This is a genomic window from Leucobacter iarius, from assembly GCF_039530105.1.
In the GTDB taxonomy this organism is placed as follows: Bacteria; Actinomycetota; Actinomycetes; order Actinomycetales; family Microbacteriaceae; genus Leucobacter; species Leucobacter iarius.
Genome location: NZ_BAAAOB010000005.1, coordinates 54,737 through 80,552 on the forward strand (window position 1 = coordinate 54,737; position 25,816 = coordinate 80,552).

The window sequence follows — 25,816 nt, forward strand, 5'->3', positions numbered from 1 at the left end:
GCGAGACTGGACGGATGATCCTCGAGACCGAACGCCTCCGCCTGCGCGAGATGACGGCGGCCGACCTGCCCGCGCTGCGCGCGATCCTGCAGGATCCCGTCGCGATGACGGCGTACGAGGGCGCGTTCGACGAGGCGATGGTGCGCGACTGGTTGGATCGGCAGCTCGAGCGCTACCGGAACGATGGGTTCGGTCTCTGGGCGGTCGAGCTGCGCTCGTCGTCCTCCGGCGGACCCGACAGCGCGGGAGACGGTGCTCCGGTGATCGGCCAGTGCGGGATCACGCGGCAGCGCATCGACGGCGACGACGTGCTCGAGGTCGGGTACCTCTTCAATCGTGCGCACTGGCATCACGGCTACGCGACGGAGGCCGCGGCCGCGTGCCGGGATCATGCCTTCACCGTCCTGGGCGCTGATCGCGTCTACGCCCAGGTGCGCGACACGAACCTCGCCTCGATGAACGTCGCGATCCGGCTCGGCATGACCGTGCGCAGCCGGTTCGTGAAGCACTACCGCGGCATCGACATGCCGCACCTGGCGTTCGCGGTGGATCGGGCAGGATAGGCGGATTCCGGGCCGGCCGTCAGCGCCGCGCTTCGAGCGTCTCGCGCAGCCAGTCGTTGCGCCGCTCCAGCAGGCGGGTCAGGTATCGCCGCAGCGCGATCCGCTCGGCGATTCGCCCGAGGGGACCGAACGGTGCCGCGAACTCGACCAGGTCGAGCATGCGGGTGCCGTCGCCGTCCGGCTCGAAGCGATGCTCGTGGTGCCAGCGCGCGAACGGGCCGGCGACCTGCTCGTCGACGAATCGGTGCGGCGCGTCGTATGCCGAGATGAGCGAGGTCATGCGCCACGGGATCCCGAAGTGGACCGCACGCCAGGTCACCGTCTGCCCCGCGCGCATCTCGCCCGAGGTCACTCCCCCGACGGCGCGCTCGCGGGAGTCGCTCATGGAGGAGGTGTGCGCGTCGACCGACAGGCTCAGCGCGAAGCACTCGGCCGGGGTCGCGGCGATGCGGGTCTCGAGCCGCAGGCGGATCATGCCGCAACCTCGCAGACGCGCTCCGCGAGGTACTCCGCGTGCGGTCGGCTGCCCGGGTCGGTTCGGGTGCGCACCGAGCGGACCGCGAAGCCGGCACGCTCGAGTTCGATGCGTATCTCGGCGACCGGCCAGAAATAGGCCGTGGTCACGGCGTGGTCGAACGCTTCGAGTCGCGGTCCTTCGAAGCAGCCGAGCAGCAGGGAGCCGCCCGGCCGCAGGACGCGGGCGAGCTCCCGCAGAATTGCCGGAACACCATCGGGCGGCGTGTGGATGACGGAGTACCAGGAGAGCAGTCCGCCGAGCGCGGCGTCCGCGACGGGCAGCGCTTCGAGCGCACCGACGCGGAACCGCGCCTCGGGGAATCGGCTCCGTGCGATGTCCACGAACTCCGGGGTCAGGTCGATGCCGGTGATATCGACGCCGAGCGCCCGAAGATGCTCGGTCCAGTGCCCCGGGCCGCAGCCGGCGTCGAGCACGGGACCGTCGATGCCCGCGCCCCAGGTCGAGATCGTGTCGCGATCCTGCGCGGCGAGCGCCTCGACCGAGCCGAGCAGCTCGGTGTACTCGGCCGCCCGTGCTCCGTAGGCCGCGCCGACCGATTCCCGGACTCCCGTTCGCTGCTGATCCACCGCCGGCCCCGACCCGTCCGACCTAGGAGACCCGCTTGACGACGCTCGACTTGAGCTGCAGCTTGCCGAACCCGGGAACGCGCGCGTCGATGTCGTGATCGCCGACGCCGTCGGTGATCAGCCGGATACCCGTGACCTTCGTGCCGACCTTGATCGCGCCACCGCCGCCGCCCGAGACCTTGACGCTCTTCACGAGGGTGACCGTGTCGCCGTCGGAGAGGACGTTGCCGACCGCATCGCGCACGACGCGCTCGCCGTCCGCCGAATCGCCGTCGGTGCCGTTCACGGGGCCATCGGCCGGAGCCCACTCGTGCCCGCACATGGGGCAGACCAGCAGCGCGCCCGACTCGTACGCGTACTCGCTCCCGCACTCGGGGCAGGGCGGCATCTCCGTGCCGGTCTCGGTCGTCTCGGTCATGCTCGCGCGGCCCTCCGTCGATTCGATTCGTATGCCGCCACCAGAATACCGGCTCGGCGGCGCCTTAGATCAGCCCGGCGGCGCGGAACGCCCGGTCGTAGATCTCGCGGATCACCTCCTGCTTGCGCAGGTTGTAGTCCATGGTGGTCTCGCCTCGTCGATTGGCCTGCTCGGCCGCGGCGCGCTTGGCCGAAGCGTAGCGCTCGCGGTCCCCGGCGTCGCGGCGCAGGTGGTCGCGGAACACGCGATGCTTCCACGGTTCGGCGGATTCGGGCCCGAACACGTGCAAGTTCGTCACGGGATCCCCCGACCGGAGCATCCGGTGCCCCTGCCACCAGGGCTCCCGCACCCGCAGCTCGAATCCTGCCGCCTCCAACGGGGGCAACCAGGCCGCTTCATCGGACGGGTCCGCCACGATGAGGTCGACGTCGATGATCGGCTTCGCATCGAGGCCGGGCACCGAGGTCGATCCGACGTGGTGCAGTTCGAGCGCGCGCGGACCGAGCGCGTCGCGCACTCGATCGGCGACCGCGTCGAACCGTGCGGGCCAGCTCGGATCCGCCGCTCCCAGCTCGATGCGTTCCGTCGCCTTCGGGCCGACCCACGGGGATGCGCCCGGAGGTGCCGGGTCTTCGGAGAAATCGACGATCTCGCGCGGAGTAGGCATGGGGACCAGGCTAGCCGGGCCGGGTGCACGAGCATCGGACGGGTGCGGGATCCCTCGGTCGAACGTAGACTGCGCCCATGTCAGTCTTCGATAAGATCCTGAACTCCCGCTTCGTCGATCAGTACGGCCCGGCCTTCGCTCCATCGTTCGACTTCGTCGATACCTCGGCGGAGGCTCAGATCGAGCTGCCGAACGATCCGGCCTCGGTCAGCGCGGCCGTCGAACGGGTCATCACCGAGGCCGGGCATCAGATCGTCGGCGTCAGCGACGACCGTCTCGCCTTCGCCGTGGTCACGAAGAAGACACTGCTGAGCTGGGAGCTCGCGACGGGGATCGAGATCACGCCGACGCCCCAGGGATCGCGGCTCTCGATCTACCTGGCGAACCTGGCCGGGCGCCCGAAGGCGCTGCTCGACGGGCCGAAGAACAAGAAGGTCGCGCAGAAGCTCGCCGAACGGATCCGCGCGGCCGTGTGACCCGGCCGCCGGCGCGAGCGCCGGTCGCCCGCGCTCAGACGATGCGGTCCTCGACCCGCCCCGCTTCGACGTGCCAGCGCCGGTCGAGGCGCACGTTCTCGAGCATCCGCCGGTCGTGGGTGACGAGCAGGAGCGCGCCCTCGTAAGCCTCGAGCGCCTGCTCGAGCTGCTCGATCGCCTCGAGATCGAGGTGGTTCGTCGGCTCGTCGAGCACGAGCACGTTGACACCGCGCGCCTGCAGCAGCGCGAGCCCGGCGCGCGTGCGCTCCCCCGGCGATAGCGCGTCGAGCGGACGCAGCACGTGATCGGCGCGGAGCCCGAACTTCGCGAGCAGCGTCCGCACCTCGGCGCTCGTGTACTCGGGCACCAGGGATTCGAACGCCTCCGCGAGCGGAGCGGATCCGGTCAGCAGCGTGCGGGTCTGATCGATCTGCCCGATCGCGACCGAGGATCCGAGGCTCGCCGAGCCCGCGTCGGGAGTCCGCTCACCGAGGAGCAGCCGAAGCAGCGTCGACTTCCCGGCGCCGTTGGGGCCGGTGATCCCGATCCGCTCGCCGGCGTCGACCTGCACCGAGACCGGGCCGAGCACGAACTCGCCCTGACGCACGACGGCCTCGTTGAGCGTCGCGACGACCGAGCTCGACCGGGGCGCAGCCCCGATCGTGAATTCGAGGCGCCATTCCTTGCGCGGCTCCTCGACCTCGTCGAGGCGCGCGATCCGGCTCTCCATCTGGCGCACCTTCTGCGCCTGCTTCTCGCTCGACTCCATCGACGCCTTACGCTTGATCTTGTCGTTGTCGGGCGCCTTCTTCATCGCGTTGCGCACGCCCTTGCTCGACCACTCGCGCTGCGTGCGGGCGCGGCCGACGAGGTCGGCCTTCTTCGCCGCGAACTCCTCGTAGTCGTCGCGCGCCTGCTGACGCAGGATCGCCCGCTCCTCGAGGTAGGCCTCGTAGCCGCCGCCGTAGACGCGGTTGGTGTGCTGCGTCAGATCGAGTTCGAGCACGCGGGTGACCGCGCGCGCGAGGAACTCTCGATCGTGGCTGACGAGCACGACGCCCCCGCGCAGCCCCTGCACGAAGGCTTCCAGCTTGGCGAGCCCGTCGAGGTCGAGGTCGTTGGTCGGCTCGTCGAGCAGCACGATGTCGAAGCGCGAGCACAGCAGCGCGGCGAGCGCGACCCGCGCCTTCTGCCCGCCGGACAGCGCGGTCATGAGCGCCTCGGTGCCGAGTTCGAGGCCGAGCTCGGCGAGCACCGCGGGCAGTCGATCCTCGAGGTCCGCCGCCCCCGCCGCGAGCCAGCGGTCGAGCGCGGCCGAGTACTCGTCGGCCGGATCCGGCGCGCCGGGAGCGGCCGCATCGGGATCCGCGAACGCGGCCGACGCCGCGTCCAAGCGCACCGTGGCCGCCGCGACGCCCGTGCGGCGTGCGACGTAGGCGCCGATCGTCTCGCCATCGACCGGCGTGTGCTCCTGCGGGAGCCAACCGACGAACGCGTCGGCCGGCGCGAGCGACACGCTGCCCGCCTGCGCGTCGAGCTCGCCGGCGAGGATCCGCAGCAGCGTCGATTTGCCGGCCCCGTTCACGCCGACGACGCCGATCACGTCACCGGGCGCGACCGTCAGGTCGAGCCCTTCGAACAGGGTGCGGTGGGCGTACCCTCCCGCGAGGCCGTTGGCCACGAGCGTTGCAGTCACCCGTCAACTGTAGACGGGTGACGCCGCCCGGATCAGTCGTTGTCGGTGGAGAACGACCACATCACGCCGAAGCGGTCGAAGACCTGCCCGTACCAGCCGCCCCAGGGTGCCCGCTCGAACGGCATCCCGACCTCGCCGCCGCCGTCGACGAGCTTCGCGATGAGCCCGCGCGCCTCGTCGGCGGTGTCGGTCGTGTAGAGCAGCGAGTACGCGCTGCCGCGCACGTTGTAGTCGTTGCCGTCCTCCATGGCGTCGCCGCCCGCGATGGTGCCGCCCGGCAGCACGAGGGTCGCGTGCGCCACGGCCTGCGGGTCCGGGGTGAAGGGCATGCCCTCCATGGGCGGGACGTCGCCGTACCGCATGATCTGGAGTTCTCCGCCGAACACGTCGTGCCAGTGCTCCATCGCCTCCCCGGTCGTCCCCGGGAGTGCGATGTAGCTTGCGAGCGATGCAGCCATGATGGGATCCGTTTCTGTCGTCGGGACCTGCGTATGCACTCAGCATGCCCCGCCGCGGAGGATCGCGCCAGAGCTTCGGGGCGGCTGTTCAGGATCCGGTCACCGGGTCGTGACCGGCGAGCTGTTCGACCGCGTCGAGCACCTCCGGCGAGCCGAGGATCCGGAAGTGCCCGGACTCCGCGGTCGGCACGTTCTCGGCGCCGGCGAGACGCGAGCCTCCGGGGATGTGCGGGTCGAAGGGCGGATGGATCGACACGATCCGCGCGTCGGCCTCGGTGCGGGCCACGAGGTCGCGGATACTCGGATCGCTCGGGTGCAGCGACCGCAGTGTGCGCGTCGGCATCCAGCGCGCGAGCTCGGATCCCGCGAACGGCGTCGCGATCGCGATCACTCGCGCGACCCGCTCCTGCTCTTCGCCGAGCAGCACGAGCTTCGCGATCAGTCCGCCCTTGCTGTGAGCGACGATCACCGCGTCGCGGAGGTCCCCGGCGCGGAGGTGCTCCTCGACCAGCGCGGCCCCCTCGGCAAGCGGGGCGGTGTTGAGCCGCAGCTCGGGCAGGACGTGCACCGGGTGCCCGGCACGGTTCAACCGCTCGGCGATGAGGCGCATCATGGTCCAGCTCTCGAGCACCCCGGGTACGAGCACGACCGGCGCCAGGCCACCGTGCCGGAAGCGCTCGGGCGGGTGCGGTCGTCGGGCTCCCTCCCAGATGCTCGAGACCGCCCAGGCGTAGTCGGAGGCGTGGACGCCGAGCCGACGCAGGGGCGGCAGGGGCTCCGGCTGCGGTTCCGGTCGCGTCCGCATCACGCCTCGATCGGTGCGCCGTCGTCGTCGAAGCGGATCCCGTCCGCTTCGAGCCGTTCGCGCGCGGCGTGGTGCACGACGCCGCGCTTGCGCGGATCCGGTTCGAGCAGTCGCAGCAGGGTCGCGCGCGCCGTGCTCGGATGCTCGGCGACCGCGACCCGCACGCTCCAGAACCGGTCGTCGGCGAAGCGGTCGAGCACCGCCGGACTCGCGTCGGGGTTCAGCGCCGCCGCGTTGCGGATCGCCTGGTTCGGATCGGTGAAGAACGGTTCGAACTCCGCGTCGGTGCACGCGCCGCTCGCGAGCGCGTACCGGCGTTCTTCGTCGGCCCGCTGCTCGGGGGTCTTGTGTTTGGACACTGGCCGCCCTCCGTTCGGCGGACCTTTTCGTCGTCTCGCATTTCCGCCTCAGGGTCCAGACTAGGCCGGTACTCTAACTCTTCGGTGATCTCCCCCAAGAGATATCGACAATAGTAGTTATTGCCCTCAGGCAACCATCCGGTGCTGGATCTCAATGCTCATTCCGATGTCACGCAGGGGGCAGCAGCGCGTATTCCTTGCGCGGATCCCGTCAGCTTGTTCATGCCGGCGGGTCGCCCAGGAATCCTGAGGGTTTGCGCGGAAGCACCCTTCGCCTAGGCTGCCCCCATGGAAACCATGAACTTAAAGCGCGGCCTCTTCGCGAGCGCTCTTGCCGTCGCCCTCACCCTCACCGTCAGCACCGGCATGGTCCTCACCGAGACCGCCACCCCAGCGCACGCGGACCAGCGCATCACTCCTCCTGCCGCGGGTGGCGGGACGACGATGATCGCGGTCGGCAAGGGCAGCTCGGGATGCGTCGCGGACCAGAAGCGAATCACCTCCTATTGGAAGAAGAACGGCCGCTCGATCGTTTGGTACAAGGCCTGTGCGAAGGGCGGAGACGGCAACTGGTTCGCATGGGGGATCATGAATTGATCAGCGGAAAAGGCGAGGGAGCAGCGCACATGTTCCCTGTCTAGAGTAGGGCGATGCGCGCCACTCGAATCCTTGTCGCAGCAACGACGCTGCTCACCACGATCGCTTTCGTCGGTTGCGGCGCGAGCGTCAAGCAGCCGGGCATCGAATCCAGCACCGATGCGGTACACCACCTTTTCGCAGCGGCAATGGACGATGACGCCGAGGCCGCCCGACTCGTGGTTCCTGCAGACCTCTCCAGCGCTTCTCTGCGGGAGAGCATGGCGGCCATCAAGTCGCAGGCGAACAGACAGGGCGGTCTCGCGAAAGCCTCGATCACGGACAATCCATCCGAACAGATGGGAGCGGAGCACTTCGTCGAAGTCCGCTTCAGCGGCTCCGATGAAGTCACCGTCTTCAGCGTCATCGAAGATTCGGAAGGCATCCGAGTGACGCCCGATCCTTTGGCACGCGAGATCCGCACCACGGCGATCCCCGTTCCGGTCCCGAAGCCGGACTGATCCGACCCTCGTTCAGGAGCGCAGCGCGGCGCGGCGGGTCAGCAGTCGAGAGGCCACGGCTCGTACGACACATCGGCGAAGTCGGCGACTTCCTCTCGCAGGCGTTCGGCGATGCTCGCTCCGCGTTCTCGCCACTGCTCTCGAGCAGCAGCGTCCGCCCATCCGTCGAACGGGTCGAAGCTCCGTTCCCACAGCGAGTTCCAGTCGGCCAGATCGCGGGTCAACGCCTCGGACAGACCATAGGTCTCGGGAGTCGTCGTGTATCCCACGTCCCAGGTCGGGGTCGAGTTCTCCCACAGCGGCCAATCGCGACCGTAGTCGGGGAAGAGGCGGATCGTGCGCCTCGCTGGAGCGATGCCGTTCATCGCAGCGCCCTCGGCAGAGCTCGGGCTCACTCCGACGAGACCGCTGCTGGGGTCCGCTCGCGACTCCCCCGAATCACAAAGGCCACGACCGCCAGAGCCGCGAAGCCCGCGATGTAGTTGACGATGCCGCTCAGCCCCAGAAGCGGACCCGGCGTGCCGTGGCCGACGGCGAAGGTGGAGAAGTCCCAGAGCCCGTGGAGAATCATCGCCCAGATCAAGGTCCCCGTCGTCCGGCGGAGGATGTAGAACACCGTGCCGCCGAGGAACGCCATGCCGACCTGATTCAGCGTGAGACCGATGCTCTGCCCGCCGAAGGCGTTGGTGAGGTGCATGAGCCCGAACGCAGCCGAGCTGAGGAACCACACCCAGCCCTCGGGAAGCCGGCTTCGAAGACCCACGATGAGCAATCCACGAGTCGCCATCTCCTCGGTGAAGCCGACCAGCATCAGCACGATCGATGCTGCGAAGAAGCCCAGGTCGTAGGATCCCCAGTCGACGCTCACGAGATTGATCAGCAGCGCGACCACCATGATCGCGGGCACGAAGATCGGCCACCGCGCACTGCGTTCGCGCTCGAAGAGCGCCGGCCGCCACCAGCCGAGCAGGCTCGCGGTGATGGCGAGCAGGATCGCTCCGACGATGAGCATCAGCCCCGCACCGAGGAAGAGGGTGCCGCCGTCCCGTCCGAGCTCCGTGTACGGCACGCCCGAGAGCTTGCCCACGACGAAGACGACGATCACGTACCCCACCCAGATGGCGAGTCCGATCCAGACCTTGGGGCGGACGCGAAGCTGCTCGGTACGGGTGTCGGACATGCGCGGTCCCTTTCATGGGCGAAGCTTCGCCGTGCCCGGTCGACAGGCGCGTTGCTGACCTCGCCCCCGGGCGAGAATGAGATCAGTGTAGTGCTCCGGAGGTGGGCTCAACCGCTGCGAGAAGCGCATGCCGCGCGCGCTCATCGCCGGGGACAGCGCCGAGGGCCCGCCCGACCTTCCGGTCGGGCGGGCCCTCGTTCAGCAGCGCAGTGCGGGGCGGGTCAGACGTTGAAGCGCCACTCGCAGACGTCGCCGTCCTGCATGATGTAGTCCTTGCCCTCCATGCGGGCCTTGCCCTTGGCGCGGGCCTCGGCGACGGAGCCGGTCTCGACGAGGTCCTCGAACGAGATGATCTCGCCCTTGATGAAGCCCTTCTCGAAGTCGCCGTGGATGACGCCGGCGGCCTGCGGCGCGGTCGCGCCCTTCTTGATGGTCCACGCGCGCGCCTCCTTGGGGCCCGCGGTGAGGTAGGTCTGCAGCCCGAGGGTGTCGAAGCCGACGCGGGCGAGCTGGTCGAGACCGCTCTCGGCCTGGCCGATCGACGCGAGCAGTTCGGCGGCGTCGGCGGGATCGAGCTCGATGAGCTCGCTCTCGATCTTGGCGTCGAGGAAGATCGCCTTGGCGGGAGCCACGAGGGCTGCGAGCTCTTCGCGCTTCGCGTCGTCCTGCAGCACCTCCTCGTCGACGTTGAATACGTAGAGGAACGGCTTCGCGGTGAGCAGGCCCAGTTCGCGGATCGGCTCGAGGTCGATGCCGGAGTGCGAGAGCACCGTGCCCTCGTTCAGCACGGCCTGCGCGGCCTTCGCCGTCTCGACGACCGACGCGTCGATCTTCTTGTTCTTCAGTTCCTTCTCGTAGCGAACGAGCGCCTTCTCGAGGGTCTGGAGGTCGGCGATGATCAGCTCGGTGTTGATCGTCTCCATGTCGCTGGCCGGGTTCACCGCGCCGTCGACGTGGATCACGTCGGGATCGGAGAAGCCGCGCACGACCTGCGCGATGGCGTCGGCCTCGCGGATGTTCGCGAGGAACTGGTTGCCGAGCCCCTCGCCCTCGCTGGCGCCGCGCACGATGCCGGCGATGTCGACGAAGCTGACCGGTGCGGGCAGGATCCGCTCGCTGCCGAAGATCTCGGCGAGCTTGTCGAGCCGCGGGTCGGGCAGGTTGACGACGCCGACGTTCGGCTCGATGGTCGCGAACGGGTAGTTCGCGGCGAGCGCGTCGTTCTGGGTGAGCGCGTTGAAAAGAGTGGACTTGCCCACGTTGGGGAGTCCTACGATGCCGATAGTCAGAGCCACGGGGGTTCAGTCTACGCGAGTGCGGGCGGCCACACCCCGATGACGATCGAGAGCACCACGATGGTGACGAGTTCGTGCACCACGTTGAGCACGGTGAGCTTGACCGGTCGCCCCTCGAAGGCGTCGTGCGTGATGAAGCGCGCGGCCGTGAATCCGGCCCAGAGGATGATCCCGGCGACGAGCGCGGTGCCGAAGAACGCGAAGCGGTCGATGGGCCCGGTGAACGTCGCGACGATCTCCGCGCTGTTGACCTCCGCGCCGGCGGGGCCGGGGATCGTGATCATGCCGACCACCCAGGCCAGCGCCCACGAGGTGATGAAACTGACGACCAGCGTGACGAGCAGCGGGAGCACGATCGCGATCGCCGGCTTGCCCTCGGGCTGCACGCCGGTGAGCTTCATCCAGCGGGTGCCCATGACGCCCTTGGAGTACCAGACCGCGCCGACGACCATGGTCGAGAGCGTGGCCGCGATGACGGCCCAGTAGTTGATTGCGGGGATCATGCCGCGCCTCCTTCCGGCGGCGAGCGCCGCGCCTATCGCCCATTCTGCCCCACTGCGGGGACATCGGTGCGGCTTCCCGGAATCACAGGATCCGAGCCGTCGGAAACGGCCTCGCACGGAGTTGTCGGTGGCGTGTGTCAGGATCTTCGGGTGACAGTCGACTTCACCGCCATCGATTTCGAGACCGCGAACAGCCACGCCGCTTCGGCGTGCGCCGTCGGTCTCGTGCGCGTCCGTGCGGGCCGGGTGGTCGAGCGCGCCGAGTGGCTCATCAAGCCGCCGGCCGAGCACGGCGAGTTCCAGCACTGGAACATCAAGATCCACGGGATCACGCCCGACATGGTCGAGGGCGCGCGCGATTGGGCCGCGCAGCTGCCCGACCTGGTCGACTTCGTCGGATCCGACATCGTGGTGGCCCACAACGCGGGCTTCGACATGGGCGTGGTGCGCGGATCCTGTGCGGCGACGGTGAGTCCGACGCCGAAGTTCCGCTATCTCTGCAGCGTGCAGGTCTCGCGCAAGACCTACGACATCCCGTCGCACCGGCTCCCGCTCGCCGCGGCGGCCGCGGGCTACGGCGAGTTCCACCACCACGACGCGCTCGCCGATTCGGAGGCCTGCGCGGCGATTATCTCGGACGCGGCCCTTCGGCACGGCGTCGACGACGTCACGGCGCTCGCGAAGGCGACGGGGCTGCGCCTGCAGACCCTCAAAGCGATCCCGCTGAAGCTCTAGGCGCGCAGGAGCCGGGGTACGGGCGATCCGGCTAGCCCGCTTCGCCTGCGCTGCGCAGCCAGGTCAGCACGGCGAGCACCCGCCGGTGGCCCGCCGCCGCGTCGGTCAGTCCGAGCTTCTGGAAGATCGCGGAGATGTGCTTCTCGACGGCTCCGGCGCTGACGACGAGCGCCGCGCCGATCTCGGGGTTGCTCCTGCCCTCGGCCATGAGCCCGAGCACCTCGCCCTCGCGCGCGGTCAGGCGCTCGACCGGATCCCGATGCCGCTGCATGAGGCCGCGCACCACCTCGGGGTCGAGCACCGTGCCGCCCGCGCGCAGGCGGGCGACCGCGTCGCGGAACTCGTCGAGCGAGGCGACGCGATCCTTGAGCAGGTATCCGACGCCGGACGGATCGCCGGCGAGCAGCTCCCCCGCGTAGACGAGCTCGACGTGCTGGCTGAGCAGCAGCACCGAGCGATCGGGCCAGCGCTCGCGGATCGCGAGCGCTGCGCGCACGCCCTCGTCGCGGAACCCGGGCGGCATGCGGACGTCGAGCACCACCAGGTCGACCGGGTGCTGCTCGAGCTCGACGAGCAGCCGATCCGCGTCGCCGACCGCGACGACCGTCTCGTACCCGGCCTCGTCGAACAGGCGGATCAGCCCCTCCCGGAGCAGACCGGAGTCCTCGGCCAGCGCGATGCGGAGCGCGGGCACGAGGACTTCGGTCTGATGCGAGTCGGTCACGCCCCCAACGATACGGGGATGCGGGCGACGATCACGGTCGGACCGCCGTCGGGGCTCGACAGGGTGATGGATCCGCCGACGCCGCGCACCCGCTGATCGAGCCCGTAGAGTCCGTGACCCGGCAGCAACATGGCGCCGCCGCGGCCCTCGTCGCTCGCGGTCAGGATCGCCCAGCCGGCGTCGTCCGCGAGGTGCAGGTCGAAGCGTCCGGCCCCCGAGTGCTTCGCGGCGTTCGCGAGGCACTCGGCCGCGATGAAGTAGACGGTGCGCTCGGTGACCTCGGAGAGCACCACGCCCTCGCCCACGGCCCAGGTCATGCGGGTCTGGATCGGCGCGCCGTCGGCGATCGCTTCGAGCGCCGCACGCAGGCCGCGATCGGCCAGCAGGGGCGGGGCGACGCCGCGGGACAGCGCGCGCAGTTCGTCGAGCGCGGCGCCGGCGGTGCTGCGGGCCTCGGCGAGCAACGAGGAGACGGCCGCCGGGTCGTCGGCCATGCGGCGCTCGGCCGCGGCGAGATCCATCTGCAGGCGCACGAGCCGCTGCTGCGGGCCGTCGTGCAGGTCGCGTTCGAGCTGGCCGAGGGTGCGGTGCTCCTCGGTGGCGGCGAGTTCGCGGGCGATCTCGAGCTGCACGACGTCGCGCTGCAGGCGATCCCCGGCGGTCTCCCCGAGCAGGGCGCGCGAGACCGCCCAGTCGACCATCGCGAGACCGCGCAGCACGAGCGGCAGCGTGGCGAGGAAGATCAGGCCGAGCACGCCGTAGAGGATCGCGTCGCCGGTCAGCGGATCCACGGGCATCGACGAGCCGAACACGGAATCCCAGATGACGGTGCTGAGGTGGATGTTCTCTCCGCTGCTCGGGATCAGCCGGTTCCAGATCCACGCGGTCGGTCCGGTCACCGCGACGACGGTCCACATCAGCGCGATGCCCCACAGCGCCACGGTGAGCGGCATGTGCAGCAGCCCGCTGTGCAGCAGGGCGCGCCATCCGGCGCCGTGCGAGAGCTGCCCGCCGAGCCGGGCGAGGAGTCCGCCCGGGCGCGCGGGCGGCGGGACGGGGCGGGTGATCGGCCGGTCGACGGCGGTGCCGATGAGGCCGGCCCAGGCGTCCCCGAAGATCCGGGCCGTGAGCAGGGCCCCGACCACGAGGAAGACGCCGAACACCAGGACGATCGATCCGAGACCGACGAGGAACAGGGTCTGGAGCACGGCGAAGGCGACGATCGAGAAGGGCATCGCGAGGAGGAGGATCCCGAGGGTCTTCGGCGCTGCGCGCCAGAGGCCCCAGTATCCGGTCGCTCGGAGCGCGGCGGGCTCGGAGGACGGATGCGACCCGGCGGTACGGGGTACCTGGCCGGATTCGATGAGTTCGTGAGCGGTCATGTCAATCAGTCTGCCGGGTCGCCTCAGCACCGCCCATCCGGTGCACCCCCGGAACCGGGGTGGGGTTCCTCCCCAGTCCGGGATCGGGCACGCCGCAGATCCGCTCGGGCTGCGAGTTCGCTGAGATGTGCCTACCCTGGACCCACGGCCCGCAGACCGCGGAGCCTCCAACGAAGGAGCAGCCCTCAGTGCATCAGAGCAAGCATCCATTCAGCCTGCGGCTGGCGATCGGGGCGGTGATCGCGGGCCTCGTCATGCTGGTCGCGGGATCCGCCGCGCAGGCCGCGCCCCCGTCCGCGGGCCCCGCGCACGCCGCGCCTGCGAAGACCGCCGACCTCAAGGGCAAGAAGTTCGTCATCGCGACCGACACGACCTTCGCACCGTTCGAGTTCCGCAAGGACGGCAAGCTCGTCGGCATCGACATGGACCTCCTCAACGCCATCGCCGAGAAGGAGAACTTCCAGGTCGAGATCCAGTCCCTCGGATTCCAAGCGGCCGTCTCGGCCGTCACCTCCGGCCAGGCGGACGGCGTCATCGCCGGCATGTCCATCACCGACGAGCGCAAGCAGACCTTCGACTTCTCCGATCCCTACTTCGACTCGGGCGTGCAGATGGCCGTCGCGAAGAACAGCGACGTGAAGGGCTACGACGATCTGAAGGGCAAGACCGTCGTCGCCAAGGGCGGATCCGAGGGCGAGGCCGAAGCCAAGAAGCTCTCCGGCCAATACGGATTCACCGTCAAGGCGCTCGACCAGTCGACCAGCCTCATCGAGTCCGTGAAGAACGGATCCGCCGCGGCCGTGTTCGACGACTACCCGGTGCTCAAGTACGGCATCGCCCAGGGCAACGGGCTCAAGGTCGTGACCGACAAGATCCCCGGCGGCCAGTACGGCTTCGCCGTGGCGAAGGGCAAGAACGCCGACCTGCTCGCCGCGTTCGACGAGGGGCTCGCGGCGCTCAAGTCCGACGGCTCGTACGACAAGATCCTCGAGAAGTACCTCGGCACCGGCGGGACCGCGGGCAGCGGCGACGAGGCGCCGACCGCGATGGATCTGGGCGGCAAGAAGTTCACGATCGCGACCGACACGACGTTCGCGCCGTTCGAGTTCCGCAAGGACGGGCAGCTCGTCGGCATCGACATGGATCTGCTGAACCACATCGCGAAGGAGGAGAACTTCCAGGTCGACATCCAGTCGCTCGGGTTCCAGGCCGCGGTCTCGGCGGTCACCTCCGGGCAGGCGGACGGCGTCATCGCCGGCATGTCCATCACCGACGAACGCAAGCAGACCTTCGACTTCTCCGACCCCTACTTCGACTCCGGCGTGCAGATGGCCGTCGCCAAGGACAGCGATGTGAAGGGCTACGAGGACCTCAAGGGCAAGACCGTCGTCGCCAAGGGCGGATCGGAAGGCGAGTCGGAGGCGAAGAAGCTCTCCGAGAAGTACGGCTTCACCGTCAAGGCGCTCGACCAGTCAACCAGCCTCATCGAGTCCGTGAAGAACGGATCCGCCGCGGCCGTGTTCGACGACTACCCGGTGCTCAAGTACGGCATCGAGCAGGGCAACGGGCTCAAGGTCGTCACGGCCAAGATCCCGGGCGGCCAGTACGGCTTCGCCGTGGCGAAGGGCAAGAACGCCGACCTGCTCGAAGCGTTCAACAACGGCCTCGCCCGCATGAAGGCGGACGGCAGCTACGCGAAGACGCTCGAGACCTACCTCGGGAAGGACACCTCGGCGACGGCCGACGGCGGCGCCAAGGCGCAGCCCGGGTTCATCCAGCTGTTCGTCGACTCGATGCCCGCGCTCGGCGAAGGCCTCTGGAACACCCTGCGCATCACCATGATGGCGTTCATCATCGCGATGGTGCTCGGCCTCATCTTCGGCTTCATGAAGATCTCGACCTCGCGCACCCTGCGCGGGATCGCGGCCGTCTACGTCGCCGTGTTCCGCGGCACCCCGGTGCTGGTCTGGGCCTTCCTGTTCTACTTCGGCCTGCCGCAGCTCACCGGGGTGACGGGCAACGTGTTCTGGGCCGGTACCGCGACGCTGGCGCTGAACTCCGGCGCCTACCTCACCGAGATCGTGCGCGGCGGCCTGCAGGCCGTGGATCCGGGCCAGATGGAGGCCGCGCGATCCCTCGGCCTCGGCTGGGGCAAGTCGATGCAGCGCGTGGTCGTGCCGCAGGCGGTCAAGATCTCGACGCCGGCGATCATCAACCAGTTCGTCATCACCCTGAAGGACTCCTCCCTGCTGCTCACCATCGGCTTCGCCGAGCTGCTCTACCAGGCGCAGCAGATCTACGCGGCCAACTACCGCACGACCGAGATGCTCATCATCGTGGGCATCATGTACTTCGTGGTGATCACCCTGCTGACCTGGGTCGCCAACATCGTGGATAAGAAGGTGAACAAGTGAGCGACAAACTCACCTCCGGAACGGTTCCCGTCGTCGTCAGCGGCGCGGGCATCAGCGTGACCGGGCTCCGCAAATCGTTCGGTTCGAACGAGGTCCTCAAGGGGATCGACCTCGAGGTCGCGCCCGGCGAGGTCGTCTCGCTCATCGGGCCGTCGGGATCCGGCAAGTCGACGATCCTGCGCTGCCTCAACAAGCTCGAGGTCCCGACCGCGGGCACCGTCGTGGCGAACGGCTTCGACATCATGGATCCGAAGGTCGACATCAACGAGGTGCGCCGGCACGTCGGCATGGTGTTCCAGCACTTCAATCTCTTCCCCAACATGACCGTCGTGGAGAACGTGATGCTCGCTCCGGTCGAGACGGGCAAGCGGTCGAAGGAGGAAGCGCGCAAGCAGGCGCTCGCGCTGCTGCGCCGCGTCGGCCTCGAGGAGAAGGCGGATGCGCGCCCGGCGCAGCTGTCGGGCGGACAGAAGCAGCGCGTCGCGATCGCCCGCGCCCTCGCGATGGAACCCGCGATCATGCTGTTCGACGAGGCCACCTCGGCACTCGATCCCGAGATGGTCGGCGAAGTGCTCGAGGTGATCCGCGAGCTCGCGAAGACGGGCATCACGATGGTGCTGGTGACGCACGAGATGGGCTTCGCCCGCGAGGTCTGCGACAAGGTCGTGTTCATGGCCGACGGCGTGGTCTGCGAGCAGGGCGACCCGGCCCAGGTGTTCGACAACCCGCAGACCCCGCGCCTGCAGGAATTCCTGAGCAAGGTGCTCTGAGGATCGTCCCTCAGGGATCGGAGCCCCGGGTCGCGCGCTGCGCGGCACGGGGCTCCCGTCTTTGTCGGAGGTGCCCGATAGCCTCCAATCACTTCGAATCCCCTGTCCTCCTGGCGAACCGGTGCATCAATGGAACTCCTCCTCATCATCCTGAGCGCGCTCACGATCGCGCTCCTCGCGCTCGTGCTCGTGCTGCTCGTCCGCCGCACGGGCAGCGCGGGTTCGGGTTCAAGCTCGCCCGACGCCGTGCGCGGCGAGATGCGCGCCTTCACCGGTGAGCTGCGGCAGGATCTCGCGACGCAGCGCGGCGAACTCGCGCAGGTCATCGCGAGCGGCCACCAGCAGCAAGAGACGCGTGGGGCCGCGCAGGCGCAGGAGCTCATTCGCGAACGCGAGTCCCGCACTGCGGCGCAGCGCGAACTGCGCGACCTCCTCGCCCGATCCCTGTCGGAGCTGGGCGACCGCCAGCACCGCGCCGCGCAGTCGGCGGCCGAGGCGCAGGGCGAGCTCAGGGCCTCGATCGAGCAGCGGTTCGAGGTGCTCCGCGAGGCGAACGAGGCGAAACTCGAACAGGTCCGCGTCTCCGTCGACGAGAAGCTGCGCGAGACCCTCAAGTCGGCCCTCGACGAGAACGCGCAGCGGATCCAGCACCTCACCGAGACGCACGTGTCGAAGCAGGCCGAGCTGCAGCAGACGCTGCGCGAGGAGCTCGAGAAGCTGCGCCAGGGCAACGAGGCGAAGCTAGAGAAGATGCGTGAGACCGTCGACGAGAAGCTGCAGGGCACGCTCGAGCGACGGCTGGGCGAATCGTTCAAGCTGGTCAGCGACCGGCTCGAACAGGTGCAGAAGGGCCTCGGCGAGATGCAGACCCTCGCGTCCGACGTCGGCGGGCTCAAGCGCGTGCTCACCAACGTCAAGACGCGCGGCAGCTGGGGCGAAGTGCAGCTGGCGCGCCAGCTCGAAGACATGCTCACCCCCGAGCAGTACGCCGAGAACGTCGCCGTGCGACCGGGATCCGCCGAGCGCGTCGAGTTCGCCATCAAGCTGCCCGGCCGCGGCGACGGTGAGACCCCGGTCTGGCTGCCCATCGACTCGAAGTTCCCGCAGGAGGACTACGAGCGTCTGCTCGAAGCGCAGGAGGGCGGCGAGAAGGATCAGATCGAGGCCGCCAGCAAGGTGGTCGAGAAGGTCATCCTCACGCAGGCGAAGCTGATCCGCGACAAGTACATCGAACCGCCGCACTCCACCGACTTCGCCATCATGTACCTGCCGACCGAGGGGCTCTTCGCCGAGGTGATCCGCAGGCCCGGCCTCGCCAGCCGCCTGCAGAACGAGTACCACATCACGGTCGCGGGACCCACGGTGCTCATGTCGCTGCTCAACAGCCTCCAGCTCGGGTTCCGCACCCTCGCCATCGAGAAGCGCAGCTCCGAGGTGTGGCAGGTGCTCGGCGCGGCCAAGTCCGAATTCCAGAAGTACGGCCAGGTGTGGGAGAAGCTCGAGAAGCAGCTCCAGACCGCGCAGAACACGGTGCACCAGGCGGGCGTGCGCACTCGGGCGGTCACTCGCACGCTGCGCTCGGTCGAGACCTTCGACTCGGCCGCCATCGGCGATGTCTTCGCCGACGCCGAAGCGCTCGAAGAGGCCGAGGGCCTGGCACTCTCCGGCGCCGAACCCGAGGAGGCGGGCGCCGCGGGCACCGAGCCGACCCTCTTCGAGGACCCCGCCCGCGGCTGACCCGACCTCCGCCAGAGCCGCGTGCGCCAGAGCCCCCTGATCCAGAGCCCCCTGCGTGCCAGGGGGCTCTGGCGTTTTTTTGGGCTGGGGTGGTGTGGCTCCAAGTCGTGCGGAGGCTCTGGTTTTGGCTTCGGAAGGAGATTCGGGTTCAGAAGGACGATCCTGCTAGATTCTTCCTGCTGAACCCGGATCTCCTACTGAACCCGGATCTCCTACTGAACCCGGATCTCCTGCTGAGCGGCGCGCCGAGCGCTGCACGTCCTCGGGGATCTGCGGGATGCCGGACGGTTCGGGACGGGCGGCTCCGAATAGCTGCGGAACTCCGAGATGCTGCACCCGAGGCGCCACCCCACCACAGCACCAAACGCCGAAGCGCCACAGCGCCACAGCGCCACACCACCAAAGCACCACACCACCACACCGCCAAAGCACCACAGCGCCACAACACCGAAGCCGGCGGCACGGACGGAGACCGCCGCACCGACGAGACGGCGTCTCAGAACGCCGCCATGCTCGCCCAGAACGCAGGACGCCCCTCGGACCGGGGTCCGAGGGGCGTCCTGACTCGAAGCGGCGCTCAGCCGAGCACTAGTTCCAGCGGTCGGGATCCATGTCGCTGACGATGTGGCGGATCGTGCCCGAGTGCGAGCGCATCACGATGCTCTCGGCGCGCAGGAACGGGCCGCGGCGCTGCACGCCCTCGACGAAGTCCGCCGAGGTGATGCCGGTCGCCACGAAGTAGGCGTTGTCGCTCGCGACGAGGTCGTTCGCCTCGAGCACGCGATCGAGGTCGTGCCCGGCGTCGATCGCCTTCTGACGCTCGTCGTCGTCCTTCGGCCACAGCTTGCCCTGGATCACGCCGCCAAGCGCCTTCACCGCGCAGGCCGTGATGATGCCCTCGGGGGTGCCGCCGATGCCGACGCACAGGTCGATGCGGGAATCCCAGCGGGCCGCGTTCAAGCCGCCCGCGACGTCGCCGTCCATGAGCAGGCGCGTGCCGGCGCCGGCCGCGCGGATCTCCGCGATGAGCTGCTCGTGACGCGGACGGTCGAGCACCGCGACGCGGATGTCGGAGACGTCGACGCCCTTCGCCTTCGCGAGGTCGCGGATGTTCGCGCCGATCGGCTTGCGGATGTCGACGACGCCGACGCCGTCGGGGCCGCAGACCAGCTTGTCCATGTAGAAGACGGCCGAGGGGTCGTACATGCTGCCGCGATCGGCGACCGCGATCACCGAGAGCGCGCCGGGGCGGCCCTCGGCGGTGAGGCGGGTGCCGTCGATCGGGTCGACCGCGACGTCGCACGCCGCGCCCTCGCCGTTGCCGACGCGCTCGCCGTTGTAGAGCCAGGGGGCGTCGTCCTTCTCGCCCTCGCCGATGACGACGGTGCCGTCCATCGAGACGGTCGAGAGGAAGCGGCGCATGGCGTCGACAGCGGCGCCGTCGGCGGCGTTCTTGTCGCCGCGGCCGATGAACGGCGTCGCGCGGATCGCCGCGGCCTCGGTCGCGCGGACGAGCTCCATCGCGAGGTTGCGGTCGGGCTGCCAGTTGCCAAGCGAGTGGGATTCGGTCATGGTTCCAGCCTACCGCGTAGACTGAGGCGCATAGCGGCCATGGGCCGACACGTCACGACGCCAAGGAGCACCGATGCCCGTTGCCAGCCCGGAACAGTACGCCGCCATGCTCGACGCCGCCAAGAGCGGCAGTTTCGCATTCCCCGCGATCAACGTCTCGAGCTCTCAGACGCTGAACGCGGCGCTGCAGGGCTTCGCGGAGGCGGGATCCGACGGCATCATCCAGGTCTCGACCGGCGGCGCCGACTACTTCGCCGGCCACACGATCAAGAACCGCGCGGGCGGCGCGATCGCGTTCGCCAAGTACGCGGAGGAGGTCGCCAAGGCCTACGACGTGACCGTCGCGCTGCACACCGACCACTGCCCGAAGGACGCGCTCGAGGGCTTCCTCCTGCCGCTCGTCGCCGCGAGCGAGGAGCGCGTGCGCGAGGGCGGGCTGCCCTACTTCCAGTCGCACATGTGGGACGGCTCGGCCGTGCCGCTCGCCGAGAACCTGGAGCTCGCCCAGCAGCTCCTCCCCCGCCTGCACGCCATCGGCAGCATCCTCGAGGTCGAGATCGGCGTCGTCGGCGGCGAGGAGGACGGCGTCAGCCACGAGATCAACGATCAGCTCTACACGACGCTCGACGACGCCATCGCGACCGTCGAGGCGCTCGGCCTCGGCGAGCAGGGCCGCTACCTCACCGCGCTCACCTTCGGCAACGTGCACGGCGTGTACAAGCCGGGCAACGTGCAGCTGCGCCCCGCGCTGCTGAAGGAGATCCAGGACGGCCTGCAGGCGAAGTACGGCACCGGTGCGAAGCCGCTCGACCTCGTCTTCCACGGCGGATCCGGCTCGACCGCCGAGGAGATCGCCGAGGCCGTCTCCAACGGCGTCATCAAGATGAACATCGACACCGACACGCAGTACGCGTTCACGCGCGCCGTCGCGGACTCGATGTTCCGCAACTACGAGGGCGTGCTCAAGATCGACGGCGAGGTCGGCAACAAGAAGCAGTACGACCCGCGCGCCTGGGGCAAGGCCGCCGAGACCTCGATGGCGGCGCGCATCGTCGAGGCCGCGCAGCAGCTCGGTTCCGCCGGCAAGTCGGTGAGCGCGTGACGGATCCCCGTCCCGAGGACCGACCGGCCGCGGACGCTCCGGGCACGGCAGCGCTCCCCGAGCCCGCGGCAGCACCCGAGCCTGCGGCAGCACCGGCGGCCGAGCCCGCCGCCGTGACCGAGCAGCCGCCGGCCTCGCCGGCCTCCGCCCCGGCGGATCCGCGCCCGCGTCCCGCGTACGGCGAGTACGCACCGGAGGGCTGGAGCTGGACCCCGCCGCAGGAGGCCGGCTCGGCCCCCGCTGCGACACCGGCGACCGCCCCGCAGTCGACGCCCGGTCCGGTGCCGACCGCGAGCCCGGCTACCGGCCCGAGCGACCTCTCGGGCGAGGCTGAGGTGCCGACCCGCCTGCCCGGCGTGCCGCACAACCTCGGTGCGCCCGCGAGCCGCGGCGCCACCGCTCCGCAGCAGGGATCCGCGGTCGCGGCTCCCCCGGCGGTGCACCAGGCCGGCGCGCAGCACTCGGCCACGCCGCTGCCCACCGGCGCGCCCGGCCAGCAGCAGATGCAGCAGCACCCGCAGCAGCCGGCTCCCGCCCAGGCCCCGCTGCCGCAGCACGCTCCTCCGCAGCCGACCAAGCCGCGCACCGCGGATCGCGTGATCACGGTCTTCCTGCTCGTGATCGGCGCGTTCGGAGCGCTGAATACGGCGTTCGAGCTGTACCGGTTCCCGCAGGCGCAGCAGAAGACCGCCGAGATGCTGGGCCTCTCGGACTACACGCCGCCGAGCTGGCTCGGCCCCGTCGGCATCGTCTGCGCGATCGTCGTGCTGGCGATCTACGCGGTCAGCCTGATCCTCTCGGTCCGGCGTCTCCGCGCGAACAAGCTCACGTTCTTCGTGCCGCTCATCGCGGGCGTGGTCGCGTTCCTGCTGTTCTTCGTCCTCGCGATCGCCGCCGTGGCATCGTCGCCGGAGCTCCTGCAGGCATCGCAGGATCCCGACGCGATCAGCAAGCTCCTCGAGAGCATGCGCTCGACCACTTCGAACTAGCCCCGGCTCCGACGCCGCAGGCGAATCGCGGGCCCGGGAGCTTCGGCTCCCGGGCCCGCGTCGTTCCCGTCCGCGCGTTCGAGCCGTTCGCCGTGCGGCTCCCGGCTCCGATCCCGCTACGCTGAGCGCATGGTTTCAGCGACGAATCCCGGCACCGGCGCGGGCTCCGGCCCGAGCGATCGCCTGCCCGGCTCCACCGTGATGCGCTACGCCGCGGGGTCGCTCGGCACGGGAGGCTTCGCCACGCTCCCGGGGCTGGTGCTCGTCTACTACCTGACCGACTCGCTCGGGGTCACCGCGCTCGCAGCCGGCGCCATCGTCACGCTCGCGAAGGTCTGGGACGTGCTGATCGACCCGCTCATCGGCGGGCTCAGCGACCGCACCCGGCAGCGCACCGGCTCGCGCCGCGGCCCCATGCTGCTCGGCGCGATCGGGCTGCCGATCGCGTTCGCGCTCACCTTCGCCGTGCCGGCCGGCACGCCGCCGGCGCTCGCCGCGCTCTGGGTGCTCATCGCCTTCGTGCTCGCGGCGACCTGCTTCAGCCTGTTCCAGGTGCCCTACATCGCGCTGCCCGCGGAACTCACCTCGGGGTACCGCGAGCGGACCCGGCTGCTGACCTGGCGGGTGATCGTGCTGACGATCGCGATCCTGCTGTTCGGCGCGGGCGGTCCCGAGCTGCGCGGCCTGTTCCCCGAGCATCCGCTCGTCGGATACCTGGTCATGGCGATCGTCGCCGGGCTCGTGCTCTCGGCGGGCATGCTCGTCGCCGCCCGCGTCGCGCCGCGCGGCGCCCCGATGCCCGCGGCGCCGACCGCACCCCGCGGGCGCTTCGGATCCGGCCTGCTCGAGCACTACCGCGAGGGGCTCGCCGCGCTGCGCGAGAGCCAGCCGTTCCGTGCGCTGCTCGGCACATTCGTGCTGCAGGGTCTCGCGACCGGGCTCATGCTGGCCGGCGCGCAGTTCGTCGCGCGCTGGATCCTGGGCGACGAGGGAGCGGTCACGCTGCTGTTCGTCGCGCTGATCGCGCCGGCGCTGCTCGTCTCCCCGCTGTGGCGGATCCTCGCGGATCGGATCGGCAAGGAGCGCGCCTTCCGGCTCGCGAGCGTGGTGTTCCTGCTCGCCTCGGTGCTGCTCATCGGCATGACCTGGGCTCCCGGCTGGTGGATCCTCGCCCCGGTCGCCCTGGCGGGCGCCGCCTACGCGGGCATGCAGACCCTGCCCATGGCGATGCTCCCCGACGTCATCAGCCACGACCGGGCCGGCGGCGCGGACCGCGCCGGGATCTTCGGCGGAGTCTGGACCGCGGGCGAGACCACCGGCATGGCCCTCGGTTCGACCGTGCTGACGATCGTGCTCGCCCTCACCGGCTACGTCGAGTCGACGGCCGGGGTCCACGTCGAGCAGCCGGGCTCGGCGATCTCGGGCATCGCGCTCTCGTTCAGCTTCCTGCCCGCGCTGCTCATGCTCGCCAGCCTGGCGGTGCTGGCGCGCTACCGACTGCGCGAGCACGACATCACCGCGACCGAGGAGCCCGCATGACCTCCGAACCCCGCCTCGACCCCGCACGGGTGCTCGACCGCCTGCGCGAACTGCGCGAGCACGATGCGCCGACCCACGGCGGCCGGATCCTCGCCTACGTCTACGATCCGGGCCGACCCGAGATCGATGAGCTCGCGCACCGCGCCGCCGAGATCGCGCGGCCGCTCAACGGACTCGATCCGACCGCCTTCCCCTCGATCGCGGCGATGGAGCGCGACCTCGTCGCGTTCGTCCGGTCCGCCGTGCACGGGCCGCGCTTCGGCCCGGGCCGGGTCGTGGGCAGCATCACGAGCGGCGGCACCGAGAGCTGCCTGCTCGCGGTGAAGTCGGCTCGGGATCGCTGGCGCGCCGCGTCTCCGGATCGCGCGCACGCCCGACCACGACTCCTGGCGCCCGCGACCGCGCACGCCGCGTTCCAGAAGGCGGCTCGCGCCTTCGACCTCGACTGGGATCCGGTGCCGTGCGCCGCCGACGGCTCGGTGAGCGCCGAGTCGATGCTGTCGCGCCTCGACGACGATGTCGCGCTCGTCGTCGTCTCGGCTCCGGCCTACCCGAGCGGAGCGGTCGATCCGATCCGCGAGGTGTCGGACGCCGCGCGGGCTCGGGGCATCGACTGCCACGTCGACGCCTGTTTCGGCGGCCTCGCCCTGCCCTGGTGGCCGGGCGTTCCGGTCTGGGACTTCCGACTGCCGGGGGTCACGAGCCTGTCGGCCGACCTGCACAAGTTCGGGTTCGCCCCGAAGGGCGTCTCGGTGCTGCTGCACCGGGGGCGCGCACGGCACCGCTCGCAGTTCTTCGCGACGACCCGCTGGCCCGGATACCCCGTGGTCAACCCGACGCTGCTCGGCTCCCGCTCCGCCTCGCCCCTCGCCGCGGCCTGGGCGATCGTGCAACACCTCGGAGCCGACGGCTACGCCGAGCTGACCGCGCGCACCGTCGCCGCGACCCGCGGAATCGCCGCGGCGGCGGCCGCGATCGAGGGGATCGCGGTGATGGGCTCGCCCGTCGGCCCCGCGATCGCGCTCGTCGCCGACGTGTCGGTGCCCGAGGTCGAGCGGGTGGATCCGCACCATCTGGCCGACGCGATGGCCGAGGAGGGGTTCCGGATCCAGCATCAGCCGGGATACGTCCAGGCCGACGGGGTCCGGATCCCGCACAGCGCGCATCTCACGATCACGCCGGTGCTCGACGCGGTCGTGCCCGAGTTCGGCGCGGCCCTGCGCCGCGCCGCCGAGCGGGCGCGGGGTCGCGCTCCCGCGAACCCCGCGGCTGCGCTCGCGGCGATGCGGCTGCTGGGCTACGGCCCCGGCGGCCGGGTCCCGGGCCCGGCGGCGGCCTGGCGGATCCTGCGTCTCGCGGGGGCCGGCGGCGGATCGGGCAGCGCCGTCCCGAGCCGGCTCGCCCCGCTCATGGCGCTCGTCGAGCGGCTCCCCGCTCCCGTGGCCGAGGCGCTGCTCAGCGAGCTGATCGCCCGGGTCAGCGAGCCCTGACGGCGGTCGGGCGCCGGCCGACGCCCGACCGGACCTGCCGGCCGGTTCGCACGCCCCGACGTCAGCGCCGGAACGACGGGTCCGGCAGCAGAGCCGGGCACTGCCCGGTGCCGCCGTCGGGTGCGAGCTCGAAGTGCCAGCGCTCGTTCTCGAACGCCCGGCAGAGGCCGAAGCGCTGCCCGTTGTCGCCGAGCCAGATCGAGGCGTCGAGCATCCCGACGTCGACCGCGTCCCCCGTGACGTGCAGCGAGCGATCGGGGGTGTCCACCCACTTGCTCGCCTCCGCTTCGCTGCCGTACTGCTGCACGGCGGCGTCGAGGAGCTGCTGCTGCAGCTCGCGGCTGCGCCACCCCGAGGTGACCCGCAGTTCGACGCCCGCCTCCTTCGCCCCCTCGGCGGCGCGCAGGAGTGCGGCGTGCAGCTCGGGCTTCAGCCCGGTGATCGCGGCGTGATCGGCGTCGACGGCGATGCCGTTGTCGCCCTGGATGGAGCCGTCGCCCTCGGGCTGCTGCGGTTGCTGCGACTGCTGCGGCTGCTCGGTCCGCTGCGCAGCGCTGGGTCCGCCGACGGGCATCGTGGTGCCGCCCGGCGCGTGCAGCTTGCCGGAGCAGCCGGCGAGCGCCACGGCGGTGACGGTGGCCGCCGCCGCGATCAGCGCCAGCAGGATCGGGATTCGATTGCGTCGTGCTTCGGTGTGCATGCTCCGATTCCATCGGAGCGGGTGTTGCCGCGGCGTAGCGC

The 25,816-nt window shown here is 70.2% G+C and carries 28 protein-coding genes; 12 read left to right on the plus strand and 16 right to left on the minus strand.

Annotated features, from left to right (window positions below):
* The first annotated feature begins 14 nt into the window (after positions 1–14).
* A complete protein-coding gene (locus ABD169_RS14510; protein ID WP_344033365.1) occupies positions 15–563 on the plus strand; it encodes a GNAT family N-acetyltransferase in 549 nt (182 codons plus the stop codon).
* A 19-nt stretch (positions 564–582) separates the two neighbouring features.
* Here ABD169_RS14510 and ABD169_RS14515 read toward each other — a convergent pair whose 3' ends face one another.
* The 4 genes from ABD169_RS14515 to ABD169_RS14530 all read right to left on the minus strand — a co-directional run bounded on the left by ABD169_RS14515 (position 583) and on the right by ABD169_RS14530 (position 2,752).
* Positions 583–1,038 (minus strand): SRPBCC family protein, encoded by a 456-nt coding sequence (locus ABD169_RS14515; RefSeq protein ID WP_344033366.1) that lies wholly within the window; start codon positions 1,036–1,038, stop codon positions 583–585.
* Positions 1,035–1,667, minus strand: coding sequence for a class I SAM-dependent methyltransferase (locus ABD169_RS14520; RefSeq protein WP_344033367.1), 633 nt, complete (start codon positions 1,665–1,667; stop codon positions 1,035–1,037). The genes ABD169_RS14515 and ABD169_RS14520 overlap by 4 nt, the downstream gene beginning before the upstream one ends.
* 22 nt (positions 1,668–1,689) lie before the next feature.
* Positions 1,690–2,085, minus strand: a complete 396-nt coding sequence (locus ABD169_RS14525; RefSeq protein ID WP_344033369.1) for a zinc ribbon domain-containing protein YjdM — start codon at positions 2,083–2,085, stop codon at positions 1,690–1,692.
* Positions 2,086–2,149: 64 nt separating this feature from the next.
* Positions 2,150–2,752, minus strand: coding sequence for a GrpB family protein (locus ABD169_RS14530; RefSeq protein ID WP_344033370.1), 603 nt, complete (start codon positions 2,750–2,752; stop codon positions 2,150–2,152).
* A gap of 77 nt (positions 2,753–2,829) precedes the next feature.
* On the opposite strand from ABD169_RS14530, the gene ABD169_RS14535 reads away from it, so the two are divergent.
* Entirely contained in the window at positions 2,830–3,228 is a 399-nt protein-coding gene (locus ABD169_RS14535) for a hypothetical protein (protein WP_046455729.1), read from the plus strand.
* A 34-nt stretch (positions 3,229–3,262) separates the two neighbouring features.
* Here ABD169_RS14535 and ABD169_RS14540 read toward each other — a convergent pair whose 3' ends face one another.
* From ABD169_RS14540 to ABD169_RS14555, 4 genes are all read right to left on the minus strand, one after another.
* A complete protein-coding gene (locus tag ABD169_RS14540; protein ID WP_344033371.1) occupies positions 3,263–4,924 on the minus strand; it encodes an ABC-F family ATP-binding cassette domain-containing protein in 1,662 nt (553 codons plus the stop codon).
* Positions 4,925–4,956: 32 nt separating this feature from the next.
* Positions 4,957–5,382: a VOC family protein gene (locus ABD169_RS14545; RefSeq protein WP_344033372.1), complete on the minus strand. Its 426-nt coding sequence runs from the start codon at positions 5,380–5,382 to the stop codon at positions 4,957–4,959.
* An 88-nt stretch (positions 5,383–5,470) separates the two neighbouring features.
* Positions 5,471–6,187: an esterase/lipase family protein gene (locus ABD169_RS14550; RefSeq protein WP_344033373.1), complete on the minus strand. Its 717-nt coding sequence runs from the start codon at positions 6,185–6,187 to the stop codon at positions 5,471–5,473.
* On the minus strand, positions 6,187–6,546 hold the full coding sequence (locus ABD169_RS14555) for a hypothetical protein (protein WP_344033374.1): 360 nt from the start codon (positions 6,544–6,546) through the stop codon (positions 6,187–6,189). The genes ABD169_RS14550 and ABD169_RS14555 overlap by 1 nt, the downstream gene beginning before the upstream one ends.
* A gap of 288 nt (positions 6,547–6,834) precedes the next feature.
* On the opposite strand from ABD169_RS14555, the gene ABD169_RS14560 reads away from it, so the two are divergent.
* Both ABD169_RS14560 and ABD169_RS14565 read left to right on the plus strand, forming a co-directional pair.
* Entirely contained in the window at positions 6,835–7,143 is a 309-nt protein-coding gene (locus ABD169_RS14560; RefSeq protein ID WP_344033375.1) for a hypothetical protein, read from the plus strand.
* Between the two features lie 53 nt (positions 7,144–7,196).
* Positions 7,197–7,643 (plus strand): hypothetical protein, encoded by a 447-nt coding sequence (locus ABD169_RS14565; protein ID WP_344033376.1) that lies wholly within the window; start codon positions 7,197–7,199, stop codon positions 7,641–7,643.
* Between the two features lie 38 nt (positions 7,644–7,681).
* On the opposite strand, the gene ABD169_RS14570 is transcribed toward ABD169_RS14565, so the two are convergent.
* From ABD169_RS14570 to ABD169_RS14585, 4 genes are all read right to left on the minus strand, one after another.
* Positions 7,682–8,008 (minus strand): hypothetical protein, encoded by a 327-nt coding sequence (locus tag ABD169_RS14570; protein ID WP_344033378.1) that lies wholly within the window; start codon positions 8,006–8,008, stop codon positions 7,682–7,684.
* A 26-nt stretch (positions 8,009–8,034) separates the two neighbouring features.
* Positions 8,035–8,823, minus strand: coding sequence for a CPBP family intramembrane glutamic endopeptidase (locus tag ABD169_RS14575; protein ID WP_344033379.1), 789 nt, complete (start codon positions 8,821–8,823; stop codon positions 8,035–8,037).
* 221 nt (positions 8,824–9,044) lie between these two features.
* Positions 9,045–10,118 (minus strand): redox-regulated ATPase YchF, encoded by a 1,074-nt coding sequence (gene ychF, locus ABD169_RS14580; RefSeq protein WP_344033380.1) that lies wholly within the window; start codon positions 10,116–10,118, stop codon positions 9,045–9,047.
* A gap of 11 nt (positions 10,119–10,129) precedes the next feature.
* The gene (locus ABD169_RS14585; protein WP_344033381.1) at positions 10,130–10,621 is read right to left on the minus strand and encodes a DUF1761 domain-containing protein; all 492 of its coding nucleotides are present in this window, start codon (positions 10,619–10,621) and stop codon (positions 10,130–10,132) included.
* A 150-nt stretch (positions 10,622–10,771) separates the two neighbouring features.
* On the opposite strand from ABD169_RS14585, the gene ABD169_RS14590 reads away from it, so the two are divergent.
* Entirely contained in the window at positions 10,772–11,356 is a 585-nt protein-coding gene (locus tag ABD169_RS14590; protein ID WP_344033382.1) for a 3'-5' exonuclease, read from the plus strand.
* Positions 11,357–11,387: 31 nt separating this feature from the next.
* Here the strand turns inward: ABD169_RS14590 and ABD169_RS14595 are convergent, their stop codons facing one another.
* A complete protein-coding gene (locus ABD169_RS14595) occupies positions 11,388–12,080 on the minus strand; it encodes a response regulator (protein WP_344033383.1) in 693 nt (230 codons plus the stop codon).
* Positions 12,077–13,462 (minus strand): sensor histidine kinase, encoded by a 1,386-nt coding sequence (locus tag ABD169_RS14600; protein WP_344033384.1) that lies wholly within the window; start codon positions 13,460–13,462, stop codon positions 12,077–12,079. Before ABD169_RS14600 ends, ABD169_RS14595 begins: the two co-directional genes overlap by 4 nt.
* Positions 13,463–13,650: 188 nt before the next feature.
* On the opposite strand from ABD169_RS14600, the gene ABD169_RS14605 reads away from it, so the two are divergent.
* The 3 genes from ABD169_RS14605 to ABD169_RS14615 all read left to right on the plus strand — a co-directional run bounded on the left by ABD169_RS14605 (position 13,651) and on the right by ABD169_RS14615 (position 18,383).
* Positions 13,651–15,876, plus strand: coding sequence for an ABC transporter substrate-binding protein/permease (locus ABD169_RS14605; protein ID WP_344033385.1), 2,226 nt, complete (start codon positions 13,651–13,653; stop codon positions 15,874–15,876).
* The gene (locus ABD169_RS14610; RefSeq protein ID WP_046455741.1) at positions 15,873–16,646 is read left to right on the plus strand and encodes an amino acid ABC transporter ATP-binding protein; all 774 of its coding nucleotides are present in this window, start codon (positions 15,873–15,875) and stop codon (positions 16,644–16,646) included. The genes ABD169_RS14605 and ABD169_RS14610 overlap by 4 nt, the downstream gene beginning before the upstream one ends.
* 129 nt (positions 16,647–16,775) lie before the next feature.
* Positions 16,776–18,383 (plus strand): DNA recombination protein RmuC, encoded by a 1,608-nt coding sequence (locus tag ABD169_RS14615; RefSeq protein WP_344033386.1) that lies wholly within the window; start codon positions 16,776–16,778, stop codon positions 18,381–18,383.
* A 588-nt stretch (positions 18,384–18,971) separates the two neighbouring features.
* Here the strand turns inward: ABD169_RS14615 and glpX are convergent.
* A complete protein-coding gene (gene glpX / locus ABD169_RS14620) occupies positions 18,972–19,955 on the minus strand; it encodes a class II fructose-bisphosphatase (protein ID WP_344033387.1) in 984 nt (327 codons plus the stop codon).
* Positions 19,956–20,028: 73 nt separating this feature from the next.
* Here glpX and fbaA point away from each other — a divergent pair, with 73 nt between their 5' ends.
* The 4 genes from fbaA to ABD169_RS14640 all read left to right on the plus strand — a co-directional run bounded on the left by fbaA (position 20,029) and on the right by ABD169_RS14640 (position 25,075).
* On the plus strand, positions 20,029–21,057 hold the full coding sequence (fbaA, locus tag ABD169_RS14625; RefSeq protein ID WP_046455744.1) for a class II fructose-bisphosphate aldolase: 1,029 nt from the start codon (positions 20,029–20,031) through the stop codon (positions 21,055–21,057).
* Positions 21,054–22,046: a DUF6264 family protein gene (locus tag ABD169_RS14630; RefSeq protein ID WP_344033389.1), complete on the plus strand. Its 993-nt coding sequence runs from the start codon at positions 21,054–21,056 to the stop codon at positions 22,044–22,046. Before fbaA ends, ABD169_RS14630 begins: the two co-directional genes overlap by 4 nt.
* Before the next feature lie 129 nt (positions 22,047–22,175).
* Positions 22,176–23,585 (plus strand): MFS transporter, encoded by a 1,410-nt coding sequence (locus tag ABD169_RS14635; protein WP_425560978.1) that lies wholly within the window; start codon positions 22,176–22,178, stop codon positions 23,583–23,585.
* A complete protein-coding gene (locus ABD169_RS14640; RefSeq protein ID WP_344033390.1) occupies positions 23,582–25,075 on the plus strand; it encodes a pyridoxal phosphate-dependent decarboxylase family protein in 1,494 nt (497 codons plus the stop codon). The genes ABD169_RS14635 and ABD169_RS14640 overlap by 4 nt, the downstream gene beginning before the upstream one ends.
* Positions 25,076–25,136: 61 nt before the next feature.
* On the opposite strand, the gene ABD169_RS14645 is transcribed toward ABD169_RS14640, so the two are convergent.
* A complete protein-coding gene (locus tag ABD169_RS14645; protein ID WP_344033391.1) occupies positions 25,137–25,775 on the minus strand; it encodes a M15 family metallopeptidase in 639 nt (212 codons plus the stop codon).
* Positions 25,776–25,816 lie beyond the last annotated feature (41 nt).

Bases quoted from the DNA above. Each gene is read 5' to 3' on its own strand.
- ABD169_RS14510 (WP_344033365.1), top strand. From the start codon at position 15: ATGATCCTCGAGACCGAACGCCTCCGCCTGCGCGAGATGACGGCGGCC.
- ABD169_RS14515 (WP_344033366.1), bottom strand. From the start codon at position 1,038: ATGATCCGCCTGCGGCTCGAGACCCGCATCGCCGCGACCCCGGCCGAG.
- ABD169_RS14525 (WP_344033369.1), bottom strand. From the start codon at position 2,085: ATGACCGAGACGACCGAGACCGGCACGGAGATGCCGCCCTGCCCCGAG.
- ABD169_RS14530 (WP_344033370.1), bottom strand. From the start codon at position 2,752: ATGCCTACTCCGCGCGAGATCGTCGATTTCTCCGAAGACCCGGCACCT.
- ABD169_RS14535 (WP_046455729.1), top strand. From the start codon at position 2,830: ATGTCAGTCTTCGATAAGATCCTGAACTCCCGCTTCGTCGATCAGTAC.
- ABD169_RS14545 (WP_344033372.1), bottom strand. From the start codon at position 5,382: ATGGCTGCATCGCTCGCAAGCTACATCGCACTCCCGGGGACGACCGGG.
- ABD169_RS14550 (WP_344033373.1), bottom strand. From the start codon at position 6,187: ATGCGGACGCGACCGGAACCGCAGCCGGAGCCCCTGCCGCCCCTGCGT.
- ABD169_RS14560 (WP_344033375.1), top strand. From the start codon at position 6,835: ATGGAAACCATGAACTTAAAGCGCGGCCTCTTCGCGAGCGCTCTTGCC.
- ABD169_RS14565 (WP_344033376.1), top strand. From the start codon at position 7,197: ATGCGCGCCACTCGAATCCTTGTCGCAGCAACGACGCTGCTCACCACG.
- ABD169_RS14570 (WP_344033378.1), bottom strand. From the start codon at position 8,008: ATGAACGGCATCGCTCCAGCGAGGCGCACGATCCGCCTCTTCCCCGAC.
- ABD169_RS14575 (WP_344033379.1), bottom strand. From the start codon at position 8,823: ATGTCCGACACCCGTACCGAGCAGCTTCGCGTCCGCCCCAAGGTCTGG.
- ABD169_RS14585 (WP_344033381.1), bottom strand. From the start codon at position 10,621: ATGATCCCCGCAATCAACTACTGGGCCGTCATCGCGGCCACGCTCTCG.
- ABD169_RS14600 (WP_344033384.1), bottom strand. From the start codon at position 13,462: ATGACCGCTCACGAACTCATCGAATCCGGCCAGGTACCCCGTACCGCC.
- ABD169_RS14615 (WP_344033386.1), top strand. From the start codon at position 16,776: ATGGAACTCCTCCTCATCATCCTGAGCGCGCTCACGATCGCGCTCCTC.
- glpX (WP_344033387.1), bottom strand. From the start codon at position 19,955: ATGACCGAATCCCACTCGCTTGGCAACTGGCAGCCCGACCGCAACCTC.
- fbaA (WP_046455744.1), top strand. From the start codon at position 20,029: ATGCCCGTTGCCAGCCCGGAACAGTACGCCGCCATGCTCGACGCCGCC.
- ABD169_RS14635 (WP_425560978.1), top strand. From the start codon at position 22,176: ATGGTTTCAGCGACGAATCCCGGCACCGGCGCGGGCTCCGGCCCGAGC.
- ABD169_RS14640 (WP_344033390.1), top strand. From the start codon at position 23,582: ATGACCTCCGAACCCCGCCTCGACCCCGCACGGGTGCTCGACCGCCTG.
- ABD169_RS14645 (WP_344033391.1), bottom strand. From the start codon at position 25,775: ATGCACACCGAAGCACGACGCAATCGAATCCCGATCCTGCTGGCGCTG.